The organism is Vulcanococcus sp. CPBay_Sum15L08_68 (assembly GCF_017855895.1).
GTDB lineage: Bacteria > Cyanobacteriota > Cyanobacteriia > PCC-6307 > Cyanobiaceae > Vulcanococcus.
Window position 1 is genome coordinate 1 of sequence record NZ_JAFMFX010000037.1, and the last position, 17,271, is coordinate 17,271.

Here is a 17,271-nt window from a genome sequence, read left to right on the forward strand (position 1 = left end):
TCGGTGTTGCCGGTGTGGCGTCCATTCAGTGCCCATTCGGTGGCGCCGTGGCGCAACAGCCAAAGGTGCAAGGCGGCCATGGTTAATCAGGGACCAGTGGTGAGACCTGGCGGGCGGCGGCGGCAAAGCGCTGCGGGATCGCCGGGCAGCCCCCCCAATGCAGGTGTAGCCAGCTGGCATGGAGCTGGCCATCGCCCCAGCCTTCTCGGCGGGCCGGACTGCCCCAGCCCTCCAGCTGCCAAAGGCTTGAGTCCTCGGCATTCTCCGCGTCGAGCTGCCAGCGGTGAAACTCGTGCCCCCAGAGCGTCTCGCCTTGGCGCAGCACCAGTCCATCGCCCAGCGGGGAGGCTTGGCGATAGCCCAGGCTCAAGCTCCCGCGCCGCGCCTGAAAGGGCAGCAGATCCGCCATGGGATGCAGGACGCCCTGTTGGTCCTCCAGGCCGCGCCCGAGCAGCAGCAACCCTCCACATTCGGCGTAGATCGGGAGCCCCATGGCCCGCGCCTGCCGTAGGGCGCTGAGGCTGCGTTGGCTCGCACTCAAGCTGCCTGCATGCAGTTCCGGATAGCCCCCCGGCAGGATCACGCCACGGCAATCCGAAGGGAGGGGTTCATCCGCTAACGGCGACCAGGCCTCGACGGTTAATCCGTTCTGCTCCAGCAGCTCGATTGCTTCGGGGTAGCGGAAGTGAAAGGCGGCATCGCTGGCCAGGGCCACCTTGATCGGTGCCTCTGAAGGCCATCCCCCGGGTGGGGCTGGCGGTGGCGCGGGTTCGGCGGGGGGCGGCGCGCTTAGCAGCGGCCAGAGCTGCTCGAGGTCGAGATGCTCCTGGGCCAGTTCCGCCCAGGCCTCCAGTCGCGTCTGCACATCCTCCAGTTCATGGGCGGGCAGCAGACCCAGGTGCCTCGAGGGCAATTCCAGGCTGGTGTGCCGGGGCAGGGCCCCAAGCACCGGCATGGCGATCGAGGCCAGGGCCTCCCGCAGCAGGGCTTCGTGGCGGGCACTGCCCACCCCGTTGAGCACCACCCCGGCGATGCTCAGCTGCGGGTCGTGGTCCCGGAAGCCCCGCACCAGGGCGGCGAGGGAGCCGGCCTGCCGGCTGGCCTCCACCACCAGGACCACCGGGAGCTGCAACAGCGCAGCCACGTGGGCGGAACTCCCCTCGGCGGAGGGACCCTTGCCATCGAAGAGGCCCATCACCCCCTCCACCAGGCAGAGATCCCCTTGACTGCCGTGGCGCTGGAAGCTCTGCCGCAGCCAGTCTTCGCCGCAGAGCAGGGCGTCGAGGTTCCGGCAGGCCCGGCCACTGGCCAGGGACAACAGCTGGGGGTCCAGGTAGTCCGGCCCCACCTTGAAGGTCTGCAGGCTGAGGCCGCGGCGACGCGCCAGGGCGGCGAGGGCGAGGCTGACCAGGGTCTTGCCGCTGCCGCTGGCAGGAGCGGCAATCAGGCAGGGCATGGTGCGTCCTAACTGGGCAGCAGCTTGGCAGCCAGGGCGACGGCTGCGGCCATCAGGGGGTTGGTGCTGTCATGTCCTCCCCCCAGCAGGCGGGCCATTTCCATCTCCTCGCTTTCGTTCGGCAGGGGCACGACCTCCTCGGCCAGTTCCATCGAGGCGACGCCACCGGCCTCCAGACGCATGCAGCCTCCTGATTCCGAGCAGAGGATCACGCAGAGGGGCGAGCGGTTCGGCGGGGCGCAGATCAGGCGCAGGCCGACCAGGGCCCCGGGATGGACCTTGCTCATGCCGACTGGGACGGGCATCAGGCGGAACTGAACGCTTTGGCCATCGGAGCGCTGGAATTCAGCTCCGATCCCCCGCTCCGCTGGGCTTGATCCATCGATCCAGAAGCTGCTCACCAGGTGCCAGCCGAGCCGATCGGCAATCCAGGCGGCCAGCAGCAGTCCTTTGACCGGATGCTGCCCTTCGACATCGATATCCAGTTGAACCACCTGATCGAGGGCGCTCTGGCGGCTCGGGGGGTCAAAGACCATCGCCAGCGATTCCCGCCAGGTCCGCAGCCGCAGCCAGTTGAGGTCGTTGACGGCCTGGCCGAGGGCAATGCGCTGGGCCAGTAGATCGAGGCAGCGCCTGGGCTCGCCGATGGAGCTGTCCACCACCAAACGGCGCGGCACGGTTGCCAACCCTTCGAGGAGCTCGGGTGATTCATCCATGCTCCCGTTCCACCAGACCCAGCAGGGCAGGTCTGAGGGGATCAGCTCCTGGAGCATCGACAAGCCATGGGACATCGCTCCCATGCCACCCCGCAGGACCACCACATCACCGCAGGCATCGCTCGTGGTGCCGCGCTCTTCCGGCAGGGGGCAGTAGGCCGCCACCATCGACTGCAACTGCTGATCCGCCGCCAGGGTGGGGGCCAGGGTGATCAGGCGCCGGGGTTGGTGGGCGCTGATGGCACGGTCAACGAATTGCCCGCGTAGATCCTCGGCGCTGTGTTGGCCGGGCTCTTGCCCGAGGGCCCAGGCCACCTGGGGCGCGGTGGGAGCTGTACCGGTGGGAAGCCCCAGCTCGCTGCTCGCCCGCCGTGCGGCCTCCAGCAGTTGATCGTTGAGCAGTCCGCTCAGGGGACCATCCGCACGGCCGGTTCGAATCAGCTGCTGCTGCAGCCAGGAGGGCTCCCACACCACCAGGGTGAAGGTGGAGGCGCCGCTGGAGTCCTTGAGATGGTCACTCCAGAGCCGGTTGAGATAGTCCGGGACCTCCTGGGGAGCCATCTCGATGGGGGCCTGGAGGGTGAGTTGGGGAGCCATGGCAAGTGCTGAAGAACAGAACGTCGAAAAGCAGGAATTACGGGCGTCGCCACATCAGGCCGTCCTCGGCCAGGAGGGAATCGGAGGCGGCGGGACCCCAGGTCCGGGCTTCGTAGGGGTAGACCGGCAGGCGGGCTGGGGCGTCCTCAATCAGTTCCAGCAAGGGGGTGTAGAGCCTCCAGGCGGCCTCCACCTCATCACTGCGGGTGAAGAGGGTGGGATCGCCGAGCATGGCGTCGGCCAGAAGGCGGACATAGCCCTCATCGGAGGGCTCACCGAAGCTGTCCTCGTAGCTGAAGTGCATGTCCACCGGTCGGCTGCGCATGCCCGAGCCGGGTGCTTTGACGTCAAAGACAAAGCCAGCGCCTTCATCCGGTTGGATCCGCAGCACCAGTTGGTTGGCGGTCGGGGTGCCACCCGCCGCATCAAAGAGCTGCACGGGAGCCTTGCGGAAGGTCAGCACAACTTCTGAGAGGCGTTTGGGTAGACGTTTGCCCGTACGCAGGTAGAAGGGCACCCCTTGCCAGCGCCAGTTGTCGATGAACAGCTTCATCGCCACATAGGTTTCGGTGGTGCTGTCGGGATTCACCCCCGGTTCCTCCCGGTAGCCCGCTAGGGGACTGGCCGGACTGCCGCCGCGGCTGTATTGCCCGCGCACGCAGCATTTCCAGGGCTCGTCTTCATTGGCGAGCCGGGCGGCCTGCAGCACCTTGGCTTTCTCGTTGCGAATGGCCTCCGGGTCGAAGTGCCCGGGCGCTTCCATGGCGGTGAGGGCCAGCATTTGGGTGAGGTGGTTCTGCACCATGTCCCGCAGGGCACCACTGGTTTCGTAGTACCCGGCCCGCTCTTCCACGCCGACGGTTTCCGCCGCTGTGATCTGGACGCTGGAGATGTAATTCCGGTTCCAGATCGGCTCAAAGATGGCGTTGGCGAAGCGCAACACCAGGATGTTCTGGACGGTCTCTTTGCCCAGGTAGTGGTCGATTCGGAAGATCTGGGATTCCTTGCCGCAGCTTTGGACGATGCGGTTCAGGGTTTGGGCGCTGCTGTAGTCCGTGCCAAAGGGTTTCTCGATCACCACCCGGCTTCGGCCGGGATCCTGGAGGAGACCGGCGTTGGCCAGGGCCCGGCAACCGCTGCCGTAATAGGCCGGTGACACCGAGAGATAGAAGGTTCGGTTGCCGCGGGTGGCCTTGAGCCGATCGAGGGCCTCGAGTCGCGTCCCCAATTTGACGACGTCTTCGTCCTTCTGCAGGTCCACCGGCTCGTAGAAGAGGCAGCCGCTGAATTGCTCCCAGGCGCTCTGGTGCTGTTGGATTTCGCTGGCCATCGCCTCGGCCATGCGCCCGCGGAAGTCCTCATCACTCCAGGGCCTGCGGGCGCAGCCGAGGATGGCGAACTCCGTGGGTAATCGGCGTTGGCGGAACAGCTCGAACAGCGCCGGGATCAACTTGCGATGGGTGAGGTCACCGCTCGCGCCAAAGATCACCAGACACTGGGGTGAGATGACACGCTCTTGTCGAAGGCCTACCCGCAGAGGGTTGGTTTGCTGGGCCGGCATGGGCGATGCGCGCGTCCCCCAGGTTTAACGGCGTTGACTGGGGGACGCATCCGGACGTCACAAAAAAAGCCCGCCGAGGCGGGCTTTTGAGCAAAGGCTGACCTGAGGCGTTGGCTCAGTAGGTCTCGACGTGCCAGCGCTCGGCTTTTTTGAGCTTGGGACGCAGTTCGGACCAATCCAGACCCTTGGCCGCGGCGGCCGTGGTCATGGCTTCGTCGATGCCGGGCTCCATGCCGCGCAGACCGCACATGTAGACGTGGGTCTTGGGGTCTTCGATCATCGCGAAGATCTCATCGGCGTTCTCGCTGACGCGGTCCTGGATGTACATCCGGCCGCCGTTGGCGTTCTTCTGCTCGCGGCTGATGGCCTTGGTGTAGCGGAAGTTCTCGGGGAACTCACGCTCGTAGCGGTTGAAATCGTCGTCGTAGAGCAGGTTGGCGGTGGTGGGTGCACCCATGAACAACCACGCCTTGCCGCGGAAGTTCCAACCGTTCTTCTCGCGCTCGGCGGGCTCAAACATCCGGCGCAGGTAGGTGCGCATCGGCGCGATGCCGGTGCCGGTGGCCAGCATGATGATGTTGGCGTCTTCATCGGCCGGCAGGAGCATCTCCTTGCCCACGGGGCCGGTGATCTTCACCTTGGCGCCGGGCTCGATGTCGCAGAGGAAGGTGGAGCAGACACCGTTGATGGTTTCGCCATCCTTCTCGTACTGCAGCTGACGCACGCAGAGGGAGACGGTGTCATCAGCCAGGTCGTCGCCGTGGCGGGTGCTGGCGATCGAATACAGACGCAGCTTGTGGGGCTTGCCGTTGGCGTCCTCGCCATCGGGAATGATGCCGATGGACTGACCTTCGACGTAATGCAGCTGGGGATCACCACCTTTGAGGTCGAAGGTGATGTGGTTCACGCGACCGATCGCACCTTCGCCCAGCAGGCTGTAGTTCTCGGTAACGGTGCCCAGGAAAGGGGTCTTGGGCTTGTAGAGATTGACCGGAACGGCAGCGTGTGACACAGAAGCAGCTTTTTTAGCGGGGGCTTTTTTGGCGGCAGCGGCGGGAGCCGGCTTGGCCGCGGGCGCGGGGGCAGGTGCAGCAGGCGCCTCAGAGGAGGGGGTGACCGAAACGATCGTCCCACCGATCTGACTGATGGATTGCATCAGTGCCTGCAGGCGAGAGAAGGGAACGCTGATCGTCCGCTCGGCATTGCGGGGGTGGGCACTGCCATACCCCTGCACAACCACAGTGAACATGCGGGAGTCGCTGCGGCTGGATGTAGCGGTCGAAACACGCATGAATCTCTTCTGCCCTATGGACGCGCGCGATCATAGGTAATCCGCAGAGCTTCAAGCGCCAGAGGCCTCTCTCCGTTGCATTCCGGAGCGGGCTAGGTTGACGCTTCTTGAGCTTGAGCCCCCCCGGCGCATTCCTTGACACAGTTGTCGGTGCCACCGGATTCGACCTCTGCGCTGAGTGAACCGCTGAATGCAGCGTCCTCAGGCCAGGGTGCCTGCTCGCTTGACACCATCCAGCAGGAGATGGAGCGCTTGCCAGGCGGCACCCGCCGGCTTGCAGTCCAGCTTCGCCTGGCCATTGATCCGACCTGGATCTGGGCGGTCCTGACGGATTACGACCAGCTGAGCCGCTTCATCCCCAATCTCCAGACCTCACGCTTGCTCTGGCGGCGTGGGTCCGTCGTTGGCCTGGAGCAGGAGGGGGCCCAGCGCTTTATGGGGATGCAGTTCAAGGCCCGGGTGCAGCTCGAGCTCACGGAACATCCCGAGGCTCGGCAGCTGACCTTCACGATGTTGAAGGGGGATTTTCGCCGCTTTGATGGGGTTTGGACCATTGGTTTCGACGGCGAGACCACAACCCTGCTCTACGAATTAACGGTTCAGGGCTGCGTCGGGATGCCGATCGGGCTGATTGAACAGCGCCTGCAGGAAGATCTGGCCGCCAACTTGCGTGCTGTGCAGGCCGAGGCTCAGCGCCGAGAAGCGCTGGTCTGATCCGCTGATCGGTTGACACAAAAAAAGCGGCCGAGGCCGCTTGTCTTTGAGATACCCCCAAGGGGATTCGAACCCCTGTCGCCTCCGTGAAAGGGAGGTGTCCTAGGCCTCTAGACGATGGGGGCTAGGACTCGGAGCACAAAGGAATTCAGATTCCCTTGCAGCGCTTGGCGTTTGACCGCTGCGTCCGATGGAAAGAAATTACGGGTCGGAGGGTCCCTTCGTCAATCAAGGTCATGACCTGCAACTCAACTGGCCCCTTGGCCGTCCCAGACGGGCACCGTGAAGTAGAAGCAGGCACCCTCATCCGGCTCGGAAACCACCCAGATCCGCCCCCCGTGCACTTCCGTGATGCGCCGGCAGACCGAGAGGCCGACCCCAAAGCCTGAGGTGGTGGATGAGGTCTGGGGGAGGCGTACCCGATCCTGAAAAATCCGCTCCTGCTCATCGACAGGAATCCCCGGGCCGGAATCGCAGACGCTGACCTCGATCCACTGGCTGGTGCGGTGAAAGATGGACATGCGCACCTGCCCGGCGTCGGGCGTGTACTTGAAGGCGTTCTCCAGCAGGTTGAGGAACACCTGTCGCATGCGTCGCTGGTCCGCATAGACATCGGGAAGGTCGCTTGGGATATCGGTGATCAGCTCGAGGCCTCGGCCCACCCAGCGCTTCTCCAGCTCAAGAATGGCCTCCGCGGCGAGGGGGCCCAGGGCGATGCGCTGGGGGTTGAACAGGGCTTCCCAGCGGGTGGTTCCCACCTCCAGCAGATCTTTCGACAACTGCTCGATGTCATCGAGGCGCCGATCGAGCACATCGCGGAAGCGGGTTTGATCGATTTGCCCGAGGTTCAGGCTTTGCAGCGCCAGCTTTGAAGCCGTGAGGGGGGTTCTCAATTCGTGGGCGACCATCCGCAGCAGACGCTCCTGGCCGCGTAGGCGTTCGATCAGCGTCTCGTTTTCTTGGCGCAGCACCAGGACCTGGTCTTCCAGTTGCAGTTCCCGCTGGGTTCGGCTGCCATCGCTCTCTGCGGGCCGGAGGCTCATGCCCAGTCCGCTCACCACCTCCAGCTGCTGCCAGCGCGGCAACCAGTTGCGCAGCTGTTGCAGCAGCATGTTGCCCGCAAACACCTGCTTGGGAGCGGGCTCGAGCTTGATCAGTGCTGGGGTGGCCACCAGCCGGTGGAGCTCCAACAGTTCCGGACGTTGCGCAGGGTCCGCCAGCTCCAGGCCGACTTCGAAGCCAAAGTCTTCCCGTTCCAAAAACGCCACCAGGCTTCGCACATCGGCGCTGGCCCGGTGGTGGGTGCCGGCTACCAGCAACAACTTCAGACGGCGGCGTTGCGGGGAGTCATCGTCATCGGGTTCTGCCCAGCCATCCGCGCTGCCTTGGATGGGCGCCTCAAGGCCTTCCGTGCCATCGCGACGGATCAAGTCGTTGCCAGCGGGGATCGAATCCCCAGCAGGGTGCACCGGAGGATGAAACCTGGAGAAATTGTTGTTTCACCCTATGGGGGTTTTTCAAGACCTGCAGGCCTCGCTATGACGACTGTGATGAGTCGTTGTTCGCTTAGTCCCAGTGGTCCATCATCGGGAGCTATCGACGCGAGTCCATCCGGTCTCGTGGGCGCCTTCTGCACCAGGAAGGCGTCCTATCCAATTCGATAACACCCTGCGGCGTTGGTTCAACCGAAACCTGGGGCTATGGCGCTCGCGCCGCCAATACTTTTTCCCGGACGATGAAGTCCTGCGGGTGGACATGTTCCTCAGGGTTCAGACCTTTGAGGATCAGGTCGAATCGGAACCCCGTTATCGCTTCACCTGGTGGCCAGAGAAGGAATACGACTTTTTTGAGCTCAAGCCCCGTTATGTCCGGGAGGGAACGATGGACGCGACCCTCTGCGGCCATCAGCTGCGCCGCAGTCGGGGTTATCTCTGCGGCTCCCCCACCAAAAGTCAGATCCGCCAGGCGGATGAGCATGAGGTGGTCTTTGAGTCGCACTACCTCGAGTGGGACATCCTTGAGCACATCCGTCTGGTGAACCAAGACCAGTTCCGGGCGCGTTCGATTTATTCCTGGCGTGACGGCAACTTGGAGCTGGTGGAAACCCACCACGAAATTCGGGTTGAGGAGGCTGGTCCTCCGTTGCGCAGCGACGACTAGTGCCCCTCGGTGCGGCGTGCATCAGGATTAGAGCCAATTGCTGCTGTTCGCGTGCGCCTGTCTCGGATTCACCTGGGCCTCGTCCTCCTGCCCGTGGTGCTCTGGATCGCACCACTGCCGGTCCAGGCGGCTCCGGCTACCGAGGCAGAGATGAACCTCTACACCCGCATTGCGGCACTCAATGTCTGCATCGCCCGGGCTGCAGATACGGACTTTGATAAGGCCGTGGCGATTGCTGGTGAGACGATCGCCCAGGTGATTCAAGGGGGGCATCAGTCCCAGATCGCTCAGGTGGGCAACAAACCCCTCTCGATCGAAGAGCTGCGCCGCGGTTCGATTAATTCGGCGGTGTTGGGTGCCGTTGAGGTCTGCCCCAACGAGGTCCCAGCCGATGTGAAGGCCAAGGTTGAGGAAGCGGTCAAAGGCCGCACTGCACAACCCCAGAAGCCGGCCAAGAAGCCCTGAGTCGCATTTAGTCGTCCTTCAGGGGACGTTCAGTCAGAGATCACCGCAGCGCCGGAGCTTGTCTGAAGAGGTCCCCTTTGGACTGATTCGATGACCTCTCGTTCTCCGTTGACGCTGCTGCTGATCTGCGCAGCGATGTCCCCCGTGTTGAGCCTTCTGCCTGCTCCAGCGTTCGCCCATGGCGAGCGCTGGCACAGGCAGCATCACCATCGGGCTTGGAGGCCGGTCCGGAGGCCTCGACAGGAAACAACCTGGCGTGAGCGCCAAACCAGAGCCCTTCCGGTCGCTCAGGCCCCGGCGGTCTCCTGCAACACCGGTCGGCTTTTGGGTGGATTAACCGGTGGGGCGGCGGCCTATGCCCTCTCCCGCCAGGATGGTCGGGCATGGGCGATTCCCCTCGGTGCTCTGCTCGGCTCCCAGATGGGCTGCAGCGTGGCGACGGGGCGGGGTCCCGTTCCTTGGTGATTCTTCCCCCGCATGGCCACCGTTCGCCTCGCTGACTACCGCCCGGCCCCGTTCACGATCGAGCACACCGAGCTGCTGTTCCAGCTCCACGCCGATCATGCCGTCGTCGAGGCGGAGTTCCAGCTGGTTCCCGCAGGAGCTGCAGCGGATGCGGCTCCCTGGGAGTTCTTGGGGGAACAACTCGAGCTGCTCTCGATTGAGCTCGACGGCCAGCCCCTGGCGCCAGAGACCTATCGCCTGGAGAGCAGCAAGTTGGTGTTGCTCAAGCCACCGACAGAGGCCTGCCGGCTGCGAACCAGGGTCAGGATTCAGCCCCAGACCAACACCAGCCTGGAGGGGCTGTACGTCAGCGGTGGCCTCTTCACTACCCAATGCGAGGCCGAGGGCTTTCGGCGGATCACCTTCCACCCGGATCGCCCGGATCTGCTCAGCCGCTTTCGGGTGCGCATCGAAGCGGACCTGGCCAGCTGCCCGGTGCTGCTCTCGAACGGCAACTGCCTGGAGACCGGTTCACTCCCAGGGGACCCCGGCCGTCACTACGCCGTCTGGGATGACCCCTTCCCCAAGCCCTCCTATTTGTTCGCCCTGGTGGCGGGTGCCCTGGAGGAGGTGCGCGATCAATTCGTGACCTGCAGCGGCCGAACGGTTCAACTGCGGATTCACGTCGAGCCTGGAGATGCGGGCTTCACGGCCCACGCGATGGCGTCGCTGAAGCGCTCGATGGCCTGGGATGAGCGTCGCTACGGCTTGGAATATGACCTCGACGAGTTCAATCTCGTTGCGGTGCGCCACTTCAACATGGGCGCGATGGAGAACAAGAGTCTCAATATCTTCAATTCCAAGTTGGTCCTAGCGGACGCGGAGACCGCCACCGACGGCGAGTTGGAGCGCATCGAAAGCGTCATTGGCCACGAGTACTTCCACAACTGGACGGGGAACCGCATCACCTGCCGGGACTGGTTCCAGCTCTCGCTGAAGGAGGGCCTGACGGTCTTCCGCGATGCCAGCTTCACGGCGGACCTGCATTCCCCCGAGGTCAAGCGCATTGAGGACGTGGCGCTGCTGCGCAACACCCAGTTCCGCGAGGACGCCGGTCCGACGGCCCATCCGATCCAGCCGGATCACTACCAGGCCATCGACAACTTCTACACAACGACGATCTACGAGAAGGGCGCAGAAGTCATCCGCGTTCTGCACACCCTGCTGGGTGAGGAGACGTTCATGCGTGGCATGGCTCTCTATGTGAGCCGTCATGACGGCACCGCCGCCACCTGCCAGGACTTTGTGCAGGCGATGGAGGATGCCGCCAAGACGGCTGGCGACCTGCCCCGGTTTGATTTTCAGCAGTTCAGGCGTTGGTACAGCCAGGCCGGAACACCCCAGCTGCAGATCGAGCGCCACTGGGATGGCGATGCCGGCACCCTGCAGCTCACGATTCGCCAGTCCACTCCCGCCACTCCGGGCCAACCCCAGAAGGAACCTGTGGTGATTCCCCTGGTGCTGGGCCTGGTGGGCCAGGGCGGTGATCCGCTGCCGCTCCAGTTGCCGGGTGAGCACGCCCAGGACGTGGCCGCCGCGCAACTGCCCGCTGCCTGGGGCAGCGCCAGCCGCTTGTTTGTGATCGATCGCCCGGAGCAGACGCTGCTGTTTGTGGGGCTCGAGGCCCACTCACACCCCCCGGCGGTGTCACTGCCCCGCGGCTTCTCAGCCCCGGTTCGCATCGCGATGGAGCGCCCCACCAACGAGCTACTCCACCTGCTGGCCTGCGACAGCGAGTCCTTCTCCCGCTGGGATGCCGGCCAGGTGTTGTTGCGTCAGGCCCTGCTGGAGCGGGCGGCCGGTTCGATCAACGATGAGCTGGAAGAAGGCCTGGTGGCTGCCTTTGAGCGAATCCTGCTGGAGGGGGACTTAGGCGATTCCTACCGCAGTGCCTTGATGGCCTTCCCGGGCCTACCGGAGCTGGAGGATGCGGCCCTGACCCAGAACGGCACGGTGGATCCGCCGGCCTTGTTTGAGGCGGCCCTGGCCCTGCGCACCCGCTTCGGTGAGGAGCTCAAGGATCCTCTGGAGGCGGTCTTGGCCTCCTGCCGCAACCAATGGCAAAAGAGCTGGCCGGAGGGTGTGGGCGACCGGGACCTCACCGCCACTGTCTGGAGTTGGCGGGTCGCCGCTGGGGATGCGGCCATCCGCGCCGAGGCCGCCGAGGCGGTGTCGGGGCCGTCGATGACCCTCGCCCGCGCTGGCCTGCGGGCCCTGCAGTCCATTGAGAGTCCGGAGCGCAGCGCGGCACTCCAGGCCTTCCACGACCGCTGGCAGGACAAGCCCGTGATCCTCGATGCCTGGTTTGGCCTGGAGGCCGCCACCCCCTTTGGCGATGGGGTGGCCCGGGTGCAGCAGTTGCTGGAACACCCGCGCTTCGACCCGGCGGCACCGAATTCCCTGCGGGCGGTCCTGGGCGGTTTTGCCGGCAACGTCAGCCAGTTCCACCGGGCCGATGGCCGCGGCTATCGCTTCATGGCCGAGCAGATTGCGGCTGTGGATCAACGCAATCCGATTACCGCCTCGCGGATGGCCAAGGTCTTCAGCCGCTGGCAGAGCTATGGCCCAGAGCGCTCAGAGCGCATGCGCGAAGCGTTGCAGCAGTTGTCCGAGGCGCCGCTCTCCCCGAATAGCCGCGAGGTGGTGGATCAGTGCCTGCAGCCGGCCTAGGGCAGGGACTGGTGGAGCCGCTTCAGCCCTTCGCGCCGTAGCGCTCCGCCCTCGGGGCCGGCGTGGGCTCCCCACAGCCCCTCCCAATAGAAGTAGATGACGCCGTGGCCGCGGGCGATGGCCAATTTCACCCGTTCGCTCAGGTCGGGGAACTCCGTCGTGCGTCCGCCAAAGCCCGCAAGGATGCCGATCTCCACCGGGATGCCCCAACTGCTGGCCTTGGTCAGGGCAGGTTGTTGCAGATCCTTCTCAAACCCCCTGAGGGAATAGGCGTAGTTCTGCACCACCAGCTCATCGATCAGGCCCCCCAGGGCCCAGATCTCCCAGTCCTGGAGCCAATGGTTGTAGGCAAAGCGGAAGGGGCCGGGGGAGAGGCTGACGTAGGGGCTCCCCAGGCCGCTGTCTTTCAGGGTGCGGCGCAGCTCCCGCAGCAGCCCCGTGAGTTGACGCCGTCTCCAGTTCATCCAGGCCCGATCGGTGTGCAGCTCGGGCGGTTCTTGCCCGGTCTCCTGGCGGTAGAGCGCTCGGGTGTAGGGGTCGTAGCCCAGCTCGACCGGCCAGGCGAAGTGGTCATCGAGCTGAATGCCATCGACCTTGCAGCGCTGGACGATCTCGCCGATCAGCCCCAGGAACCGTTCCTTGACCCCGGGGTGGGCCGGGTTGAGCCAGACCATCTCCTTGCCATGCATCGAGACCGTGCTGATGCCGGAGCTGTTCTGCAACACCCACTCCGGGTTTTGCCGCACGACCGCGGCATCCGCCGGCTCCATCAGGCCGTACTCAAACCAGGGGATCACCCGCAGGCCGCGCCGGTGGGCGGCTTCGGTGAAGCGGCAAATCGGATCGAGGTTGGGGTTGCTCTGCAGCAGGGCGGGCTCCATGGGCGCCCAGCGACTGCGGTGGAAGGTGGTGCCGCGGCTCCAGACGTTGGGGTAGAGGGTGTTGAAGCCAGCCACGCTGAGCTCCTCGACGGCCTCCTGAATCCGCTGTTTTGAGTAATACAGCGGGCTTGGGCTGTTGGTGAGCCAGACCCCAATCCGCCGGGGCTCTGGTTCTTTCGCCTCAGCGGCGAGGGAGGCCAACAGACCTGAGAGCACCAGGCTGACGGCAAGGGCCAGCCTGCGCTTCACCGGAACATCGAGCTAACGGAGCTCTCGTCGTGGATGCGCCAGATCGCCTCACCGAGCATGTTGGCCACTGAGAGCACCTGCAGCTGGGGGAAGCGGCGGTCTTCGCTCAGGGGGATGGAGTTGGTGACGATCACTTCCTCGAACAGGCCGGGCTCGGAGAGACGCTCCACCGCCGGTGGCGAGAAGACCGCATGGGTGGCGCAGGCCAGCACCTGGGTCGCTCCGTTCTGACGCAGCAGGCGCGCGCCAGCGCAGATCGTGCCGCCGGTGTCGATCATGTCGTCGATCACGATCGCGGTCTTGCCGGCCACATCGCCAATCACCGTCAGGCTCTCGGCCACGTTGTGGCCGGAGCGGCGCTTGTCGATGATCGCCAGGGGGGCGTCATTGAGTTGCTTGGCGAAGGCGCGGGCCCGGGCCACGCCACCGACGTCGGGGGAGACCACCACCACATCGCCCAGGTCGCGGCCGCGCAGATAGTCCACCAGCACCGGGGACCCGTAGATGTGGTCGCAGGGAATGTCGAAATAGCCCTGGATCTGGGCGGAGTGCAGATCCATCGCCAGCACCCGATCCACACCGGACTTGGCCAGCAGGTTGGCCACCAATTTGGCGGTGATCGACTCGCGGCCCGCGGTTTTGCGGTCAGCCCGGGCGTAGCCGTAGTAGGGGATCACAGCGGTGATCTGGCGGGCGGAGGCCCGTTTGCAGGCATCCACCATCACCAGCAGCTCCATCAGGTGATCGTTCACCGGAGCGCAGGTCGGTTGGATCAGGAAGACGTCGCAGCCTCGGATCGATTCCTGGATCTGGATGTAGAGCTCGCCATCGGCAAAGCGTTTGATCACCCGGGGGCCATCCGGGACCCCGAGGTAGGCACCGATCTCTCGAGCCAGGGCCTGGTTTGAGGTGCCGCTGAACAGCCGCAGGCGCTTGGTGTCATGGCCCATGCTTGCCTGATCGACCCGTTCTGCGGTCAGGAAACTGGTCACGGGGCCGCTGGCTGGACGGTAGAACCCTGATCGTAGAAGCCGCCCGGCACGCGGTCAGCACCCTGGAGCCCGATCCCTTCATGAATCGCTCGAACTCCAGCGCTGCCTCAGGGGTGTGTTTGGTGGCTCCAGGGGGGCGCATGGGCACCTCGGCCTCCGCCTTGGCGGACCTCACGGGATGGCGGCTGATGCCTGCGTGGCACAGCGATCCTCAAGCGTCCCTGCTGGCCCTCAGCGCAGAAGCCCCAGGCTGGCTCCAGCCCTTGGACATCGATCCCGCGCAGCCCCTGGGCGCCGTGGAGTGCTGGGCGGAACTGCTGGGGGCCTGGCGCCTGCCCACCTGCTTGCTCTGCAGTGAGGCGGACCGTGCCGCCGGCCTAGCCCGCAGCCACTGGGCGCTGCTGCGCCACTACCGGGTTCCCCTGGTCGGGATGATCCAGTGGGGCGGGGACTGGAGACCGGCGGAGCGCCGCGCCGAAGGCCTGCCCTGGTTGGGGCACCTGCCGTCCTCGCCGGCGGACCCAGAGGCCCTGGCGGAGTTGCGCCTGCGCCTGATTACGGCCAGCGCGGTTGCAGCCGCTGCTCCTCCAGCTCCCGCATCGATGCCTTTGCATTGAGGGCCGGCCGCAGGCTGAGGCTCTGGAACTGCACGGATTGCCCCGGCTGCAGGGCCACCGCCATCAGGCTCAGCACCTCCTGGGGACTGAGGTTTGTGTCCACCTGGGGCCGCAGTTCGGCAATCAGCGAGGGCAGGCGCTTGAGCTGGGCGGCCTGACCCATCTGCCGCAGCAGTGTGGCGATGGCCTGCTCTTGGCGATCGCGCCGGCGCTCCTCACCATTGATCGGGTCCCGGAAGCGCAGGTACTGCTCCACCTGGGTGCCATTGAGCTGCTGCAGGCCCCCCTGCAGGGCGATGGTGAGCTTCTGGCTTTGATCCGTGTAGGCCATCGCCCGATCCGGCGCCAGCTCCAGCCGTCCCATCCCATCCACCAGCTCCCGCAGGGCCGTGCGGGGGATGACCACATAACGCTCGGGCGCTCCATCGGCCAGACCCAGCAGTTCCGCGCTGGCGCTAGCCACCAGGGCTGCCCCCCCGCGGCGGTAGAGGCTGCCGAGGGGCACCGGCGTGGCGTCACCGGGTAAGCGAACGGCCCCTTCGATCGGAAGGTTCATCACCTGAACCGGGCCGTTGGGATCGACATGCACCAGCAGCAGGGCATCGCTGTTGGCGGGGCCAGCCGGGGCGGCTCCGTTGGAAATGGCCCCCTGACGGTCGGCATCGGAGCCAATCAGCAGCACGTTCAGGGCCTGGCTCGGTTGTTCGGCGAGGGCCTCGGCGCTGGGAGGACCGTCTTCTTTGGCGGAGTGGTCCTGCAGGGGCCAGACCAGGCTCAGGGCACCCAGGCCCGCGACGATCCCCGCGCCGGCGGCCAGGAGGCGAATCGCGGCCCGTTGGCGAGCACTGCGCTGCGGGCGATTCCCAGCGGTGGCCATGGACGGGCGGCGTTGAAAGACGCACCACTTTGACGTAGGTCGCCTGGGGCTGACGCCGTTGTTGCGCTCACGCCAGATAGGTTGTGGCCTCGCCCGGCCAAGTCGTTGTCCCTCGCTGCTTCATCTCCAGGCTCCTCGCTGCCCCATGACAGGGCCCGGCCCCTGGCGAAAGGCAGCACCTATCCAGCCAAGGACCTCTGCAGCCAATGCGGTCTCTGCGACAGCCGCTGGGTGGCCTATGTCAAGGACAGCTGCGCCTTTTTGAACCAGCGCTTTGAGGCGATGGAGACCGCGGCCCATGGCCGCAGCCGCGACCTGGAGAACGAGGACGAGCTCTATTTCGGTGTGCAGCAGCGGATGCTGACCGCCCGTTTGCAGCAGCCCATCGCCGGCGCCCAGTGGACCGGAATCGCGAGCCGCATTGGCGTCCTGGCCCTCGAGAGCGGGCTAGTGGATGCCGTGCTCTGCGTGGGGCAAAGCGAGGACGATCGCTTCACTCCGGTGCCACGGCTGGCCCGCACCCCCGAGGAGGTGCTGAGTGCCCGGGTGAACAAGCCGACCCTCTCCCCCAACCTGGAGGTGCTGGAGCAGCTCCCCGGCAGTGGCATTCGCAAGCTGCTGGCCATCGGCGTGGGCTGCCAGATCCAGGCCCTGCGGGCGGTGGAGTCCACCCTGCCCCTCGATCAGCTCTATGTGCTGGGGCTTCCCTGCACTGACAACGTCTCGCGCGAGGGGCTTCAGACCTTCCTGGAGACCACGGTCAGCTCCCCGGAGACCGTGGTCCACTACGAGTTCATGCAGGACTTCCGGATCCACTTCCGCCACAGCGATGGCCGCGAGGAGACGGTTCCCTTCTTCGGGCTGGATACGCCCAAGCTCAAAAACGTCTTCGCGCCGAGCTGTCTGAGCTGCTTTGACTACACCAACGCCGGTGCGGACCTGGTGGTTGGCTACATGGGGGCGACGTTTGGCCGCCAATGGCTCACGGTGCGCAACCCCCGCGGTCAGCAGTTGCTGGACTTGGTGGAGGCGGAACTGGATGTGGCTCCGGTGACCAGTCGCGGTCAACGCCAGGCGGCCGTGCAGCAGGGCATTGAGGCCTACGACAAGGCGCTGAAGCTGCCGATTTGGCTGGCCAACATCATTGGCTGCTTCGTCGGGCGCTTTGGCCCCCAGGGCCTGGAGTACGGCCGCTTCTCGATTGATTCGCACTTCACCCGCAATGCCCTCTGGCTGCGGCGCAATCACCCCGAGAAGGTGGAGGCCCATATCCCCGCCTTTGCCCAGCGGATCATCAGCCGCTACAAGCTCCCCAACCCATGAGGCGCGCTGGGGTCCTGCTGCACGTCACGGCGCTGCCGGGCACACCGGCCTGCGGGACCTTTGGGGCCGCCGCCCACAAGTGGGTCGATGCCCTCGCCAGCCAGGGCATCCAGGCCTGGCAGGTGCTGCCCCTGGCCCCCACCGACGGCCTGGGCTCCCCCTACAGCGCCCCCAGCGCCTTCGCCCTGAACCCCTGGT

General features: G+C 65.5%; 15 protein-coding genes and 1 tRNA gene. 7 read left to right on the top strand and 9 right to left on the bottom strand.

Annotated features, from left to right (window positions below; all coding sequences use genetic code 11):
* Positions 1-82 precede the first annotated feature (82 nt).
* The 4 genes from QZ189_RS07295 to QZ189_RS07310 all read right to left on the bottom strand — a co-directional run bounded on the left by QZ189_RS07295 (position 83) and on the right by QZ189_RS07310 (position 5,621).
* Positions 83-1,456 (bottom strand): cobyrinate a,c-diamide synthase, encoded by a 1,374-nt coding sequence (locus tag QZ189_RS07295; RefSeq protein WP_296421414.1) that lies wholly within the window; start codon positions 1,454-1,456, stop codon positions 83-85.
* An 8-nt stretch (positions 1,457-1,464) separates the two neighbouring features.
* Positions 1,465-2,769, bottom strand: coding sequence for a glucose-6-phosphate dehydrogenase assembly protein OpcA (locus tag QZ189_RS07300; RefSeq protein ID WP_010317889.1), 1,305 nt, complete (start codon positions 2,767-2,769; stop codon positions 1,465-1,467).
* A gap of 37 nt (positions 2,770-2,806) precedes the next feature.
* Positions 2,807-4,330 (bottom strand): glucose-6-phosphate dehydrogenase, encoded by a 1,524-nt coding sequence (zwf, locus tag QZ189_RS07305; protein ID WP_010317888.1) that lies wholly within the window; start codon positions 4,328-4,330, stop codon positions 2,807-2,809.
* A 115-nt stretch (positions 4,331-4,445) separates the two neighbouring features.
* A complete protein-coding gene (locus tag QZ189_RS07310; RefSeq protein WP_296421415.1) occupies positions 4,446-5,621 on the bottom strand; it encodes a phycobilisome linker polypeptide in 1,176 nt (391 codons plus the stop codon).
* A gap of 243 nt (positions 5,622-5,864) precedes the next feature.
* Here QZ189_RS07310 and QZ189_RS07315 point away from each other — a divergent pair, with 243 nt between their 5' ends.
* Positions 5,865-6,335 (top strand): SRPBCC family protein, encoded by a 471-nt coding sequence (locus QZ189_RS07315; protein ID WP_247479729.1) that lies wholly within the window; start codon positions 5,865-5,867, stop codon positions 6,333-6,335.
* 52 nt (positions 6,336-6,387) lie between these two features.
* Here QZ189_RS07315 and QZ189_RS07320 read toward each other — a convergent pair.
* Positions 6,388-6,460: transfer RNA gene (locus tag QZ189_RS07320), tRNA-Glu, on the bottom strand.
* A gap of 123 nt (positions 6,461-6,583) precedes the next feature.
* Positions 6,584-7,726, bottom strand: a complete 1,143-nt coding sequence (locus tag QZ189_RS07325) for a histidine kinase (protein WP_296421420.1) — start codon at positions 7,724-7,726, stop codon at positions 6,584-6,586.
* A gap of 358 nt (positions 7,727-8,084) precedes the next feature.
* Between QZ189_RS07325 and QZ189_RS07330 the strand changes: the two genes are divergently transcribed.
* The 3 genes from QZ189_RS07330 to pepN all read left to right on the top strand — a co-directional run bounded on the left by QZ189_RS07330 (position 8,085) and on the right by pepN (position 12,134).
* A complete protein-coding gene (locus tag QZ189_RS07330) occupies positions 8,085-8,495 on the top strand; it encodes a hypothetical protein (RefSeq protein ID WP_363155517.1) in 411 nt (136 codons plus the stop codon).
* A gap of 51 nt (positions 8,496-8,546) precedes the next feature.
* The gene (locus QZ189_RS07335) at positions 8,547-8,960 is read left to right on the top strand and encodes a cAMP phosphodiesterase (RefSeq protein WP_296421416.1); all 414 of its coding nucleotides are present in this window, start codon (positions 8,547-8,549) and stop codon (positions 8,958-8,960) included.
* A 477-nt stretch (positions 8,961-9,437) separates the two neighbouring features.
* Complete coding sequence (gene pepN / locus QZ189_RS07340) at positions 9,438-12,134, top strand: aminopeptidase N (RefSeq protein WP_296421417.1); 2,697 nt, start codon at positions 9,438-9,440, stop codon at positions 12,132-12,134.
* Here pepN and QZ189_RS07345 read toward each other — a convergent pair.
* Together QZ189_RS07345 and QZ189_RS07350 are read right to left on the bottom strand one after the other, a co-directional pair.
* Complete coding sequence (locus QZ189_RS07345) at positions 12,131-13,264, bottom strand: family 10 glycosylhydrolase (protein ID WP_296416029.1); 1,134 nt, start codon at positions 13,262-13,264, stop codon at positions 12,131-12,133. The genes pepN and QZ189_RS07345 overlap by 4 nt on opposite strands.
* The gene (locus tag QZ189_RS07350; RefSeq protein ID WP_010317880.1) at positions 13,261-14,256 is read right to left on the bottom strand and encodes a ribose-phosphate pyrophosphokinase; all 996 of its coding nucleotides are present in this window, start codon (positions 14,254-14,256) and stop codon (positions 13,261-13,263) included. The genes QZ189_RS07345 and QZ189_RS07350 overlap by 4 nt, the downstream gene beginning before the upstream one ends.
* An 80-nt stretch (positions 14,257-14,336) precedes the next feature.
* On the opposite strand from QZ189_RS07350, the gene QZ189_RS07355 reads away from it, so the two are divergent.
* Positions 14,337-14,873, top strand: a complete 537-nt coding sequence (locus tag QZ189_RS07355) for a hypothetical protein (protein ID WP_296421418.1) — start codon at positions 14,337-14,339, stop codon at positions 14,871-14,873.
* Here QZ189_RS07355 and QZ189_RS07360 read toward each other — a convergent pair.
* Positions 14,812-15,750, bottom strand: coding sequence for an LCP family protein (locus tag QZ189_RS07360; RefSeq protein ID WP_296418083.1), 939 nt, complete (start codon positions 15,748-15,750; stop codon positions 14,812-14,814). The two genes, QZ189_RS07355 and QZ189_RS07360, sit on opposite strands and share 62 nt — an antisense overlap.
* 105 nt (positions 15,751-15,855) lie before the next feature.
* On the opposite strand from QZ189_RS07360, the gene QZ189_RS07365 reads away from it, so the two are divergent.
* Both QZ189_RS07365 and QZ189_RS07370 read left to right on the top strand, forming a co-directional pair.
* Complete coding sequence (locus tag QZ189_RS07365) at positions 15,856-17,073, top strand: Coenzyme F420 hydrogenase/dehydrogenase, beta subunit C-terminal domain (protein WP_296416032.1); 1,218 nt, start codon at positions 15,856-15,858, stop codon at positions 17,071-17,073.
* Positions 17,070-17,271: 4-alpha-glucanotransferase (locus QZ189_RS07370; protein ID WP_296421419.1), on the top strand; the 202-nt coding region annotated here is incomplete at its 3' end. The genes QZ189_RS07365 and QZ189_RS07370, both read left to right, overlap by 4 nt.

Excerpts from the sequence above, each read along its gene's own strand:
- QZ189_RS07295 (WP_296421414.1), bottom strand. The coding sequence starts at position 1,456 with ATGCCCTGCCTGATTGCCGCTCCTGCCAGCGGCAGCGGCAAGACCCTG.
- QZ189_RS07300 (WP_010317889.1), bottom strand. The coding sequence starts at position 2,769 with ATGGCTCCCCAACTCACCCTCCAGGCCCCCATCGAGATGGCTCCCCAG.
- zwf (WP_010317888.1), bottom strand. The coding sequence starts at position 4,330 with ATGCCGGCCCAGCAAACCAACCCTCTGCGGGTAGGCCTTCGACAAGAG.
- QZ189_RS07310 (WP_296421415.1), bottom strand. The coding sequence starts at position 5,621 with ATGCGTGTTTCGACCGCTACATCCAGCCGCAGCGACTCCCGCATGTTC.
- QZ189_RS07315 (WP_247479729.1), top strand. The coding sequence starts at position 5,865 with ATGGAGCGCTTGCCAGGCGGCACCCGCCGGCTTGCAGTCCAGCTTCGC.
- pepN (WP_296421417.1), top strand. The coding sequence starts at position 9,438 with ATGGCCACCGTTCGCCTCGCTGACTACCGCCCGGCCCCGTTCACGATC.
- QZ189_RS07355 (WP_296421418.1), top strand. The coding sequence starts at position 14,337 with ATGAATCGCTCGAACTCCAGCGCTGCCTCAGGGGTGTGTTTGGTGGCT.
- QZ189_RS07360 (WP_296418083.1), bottom strand. The coding sequence starts at position 15,750 with ATGGCCACCGCTGGGAATCGCCCGCAGCGCAGTGCTCGCCAACGGGCC.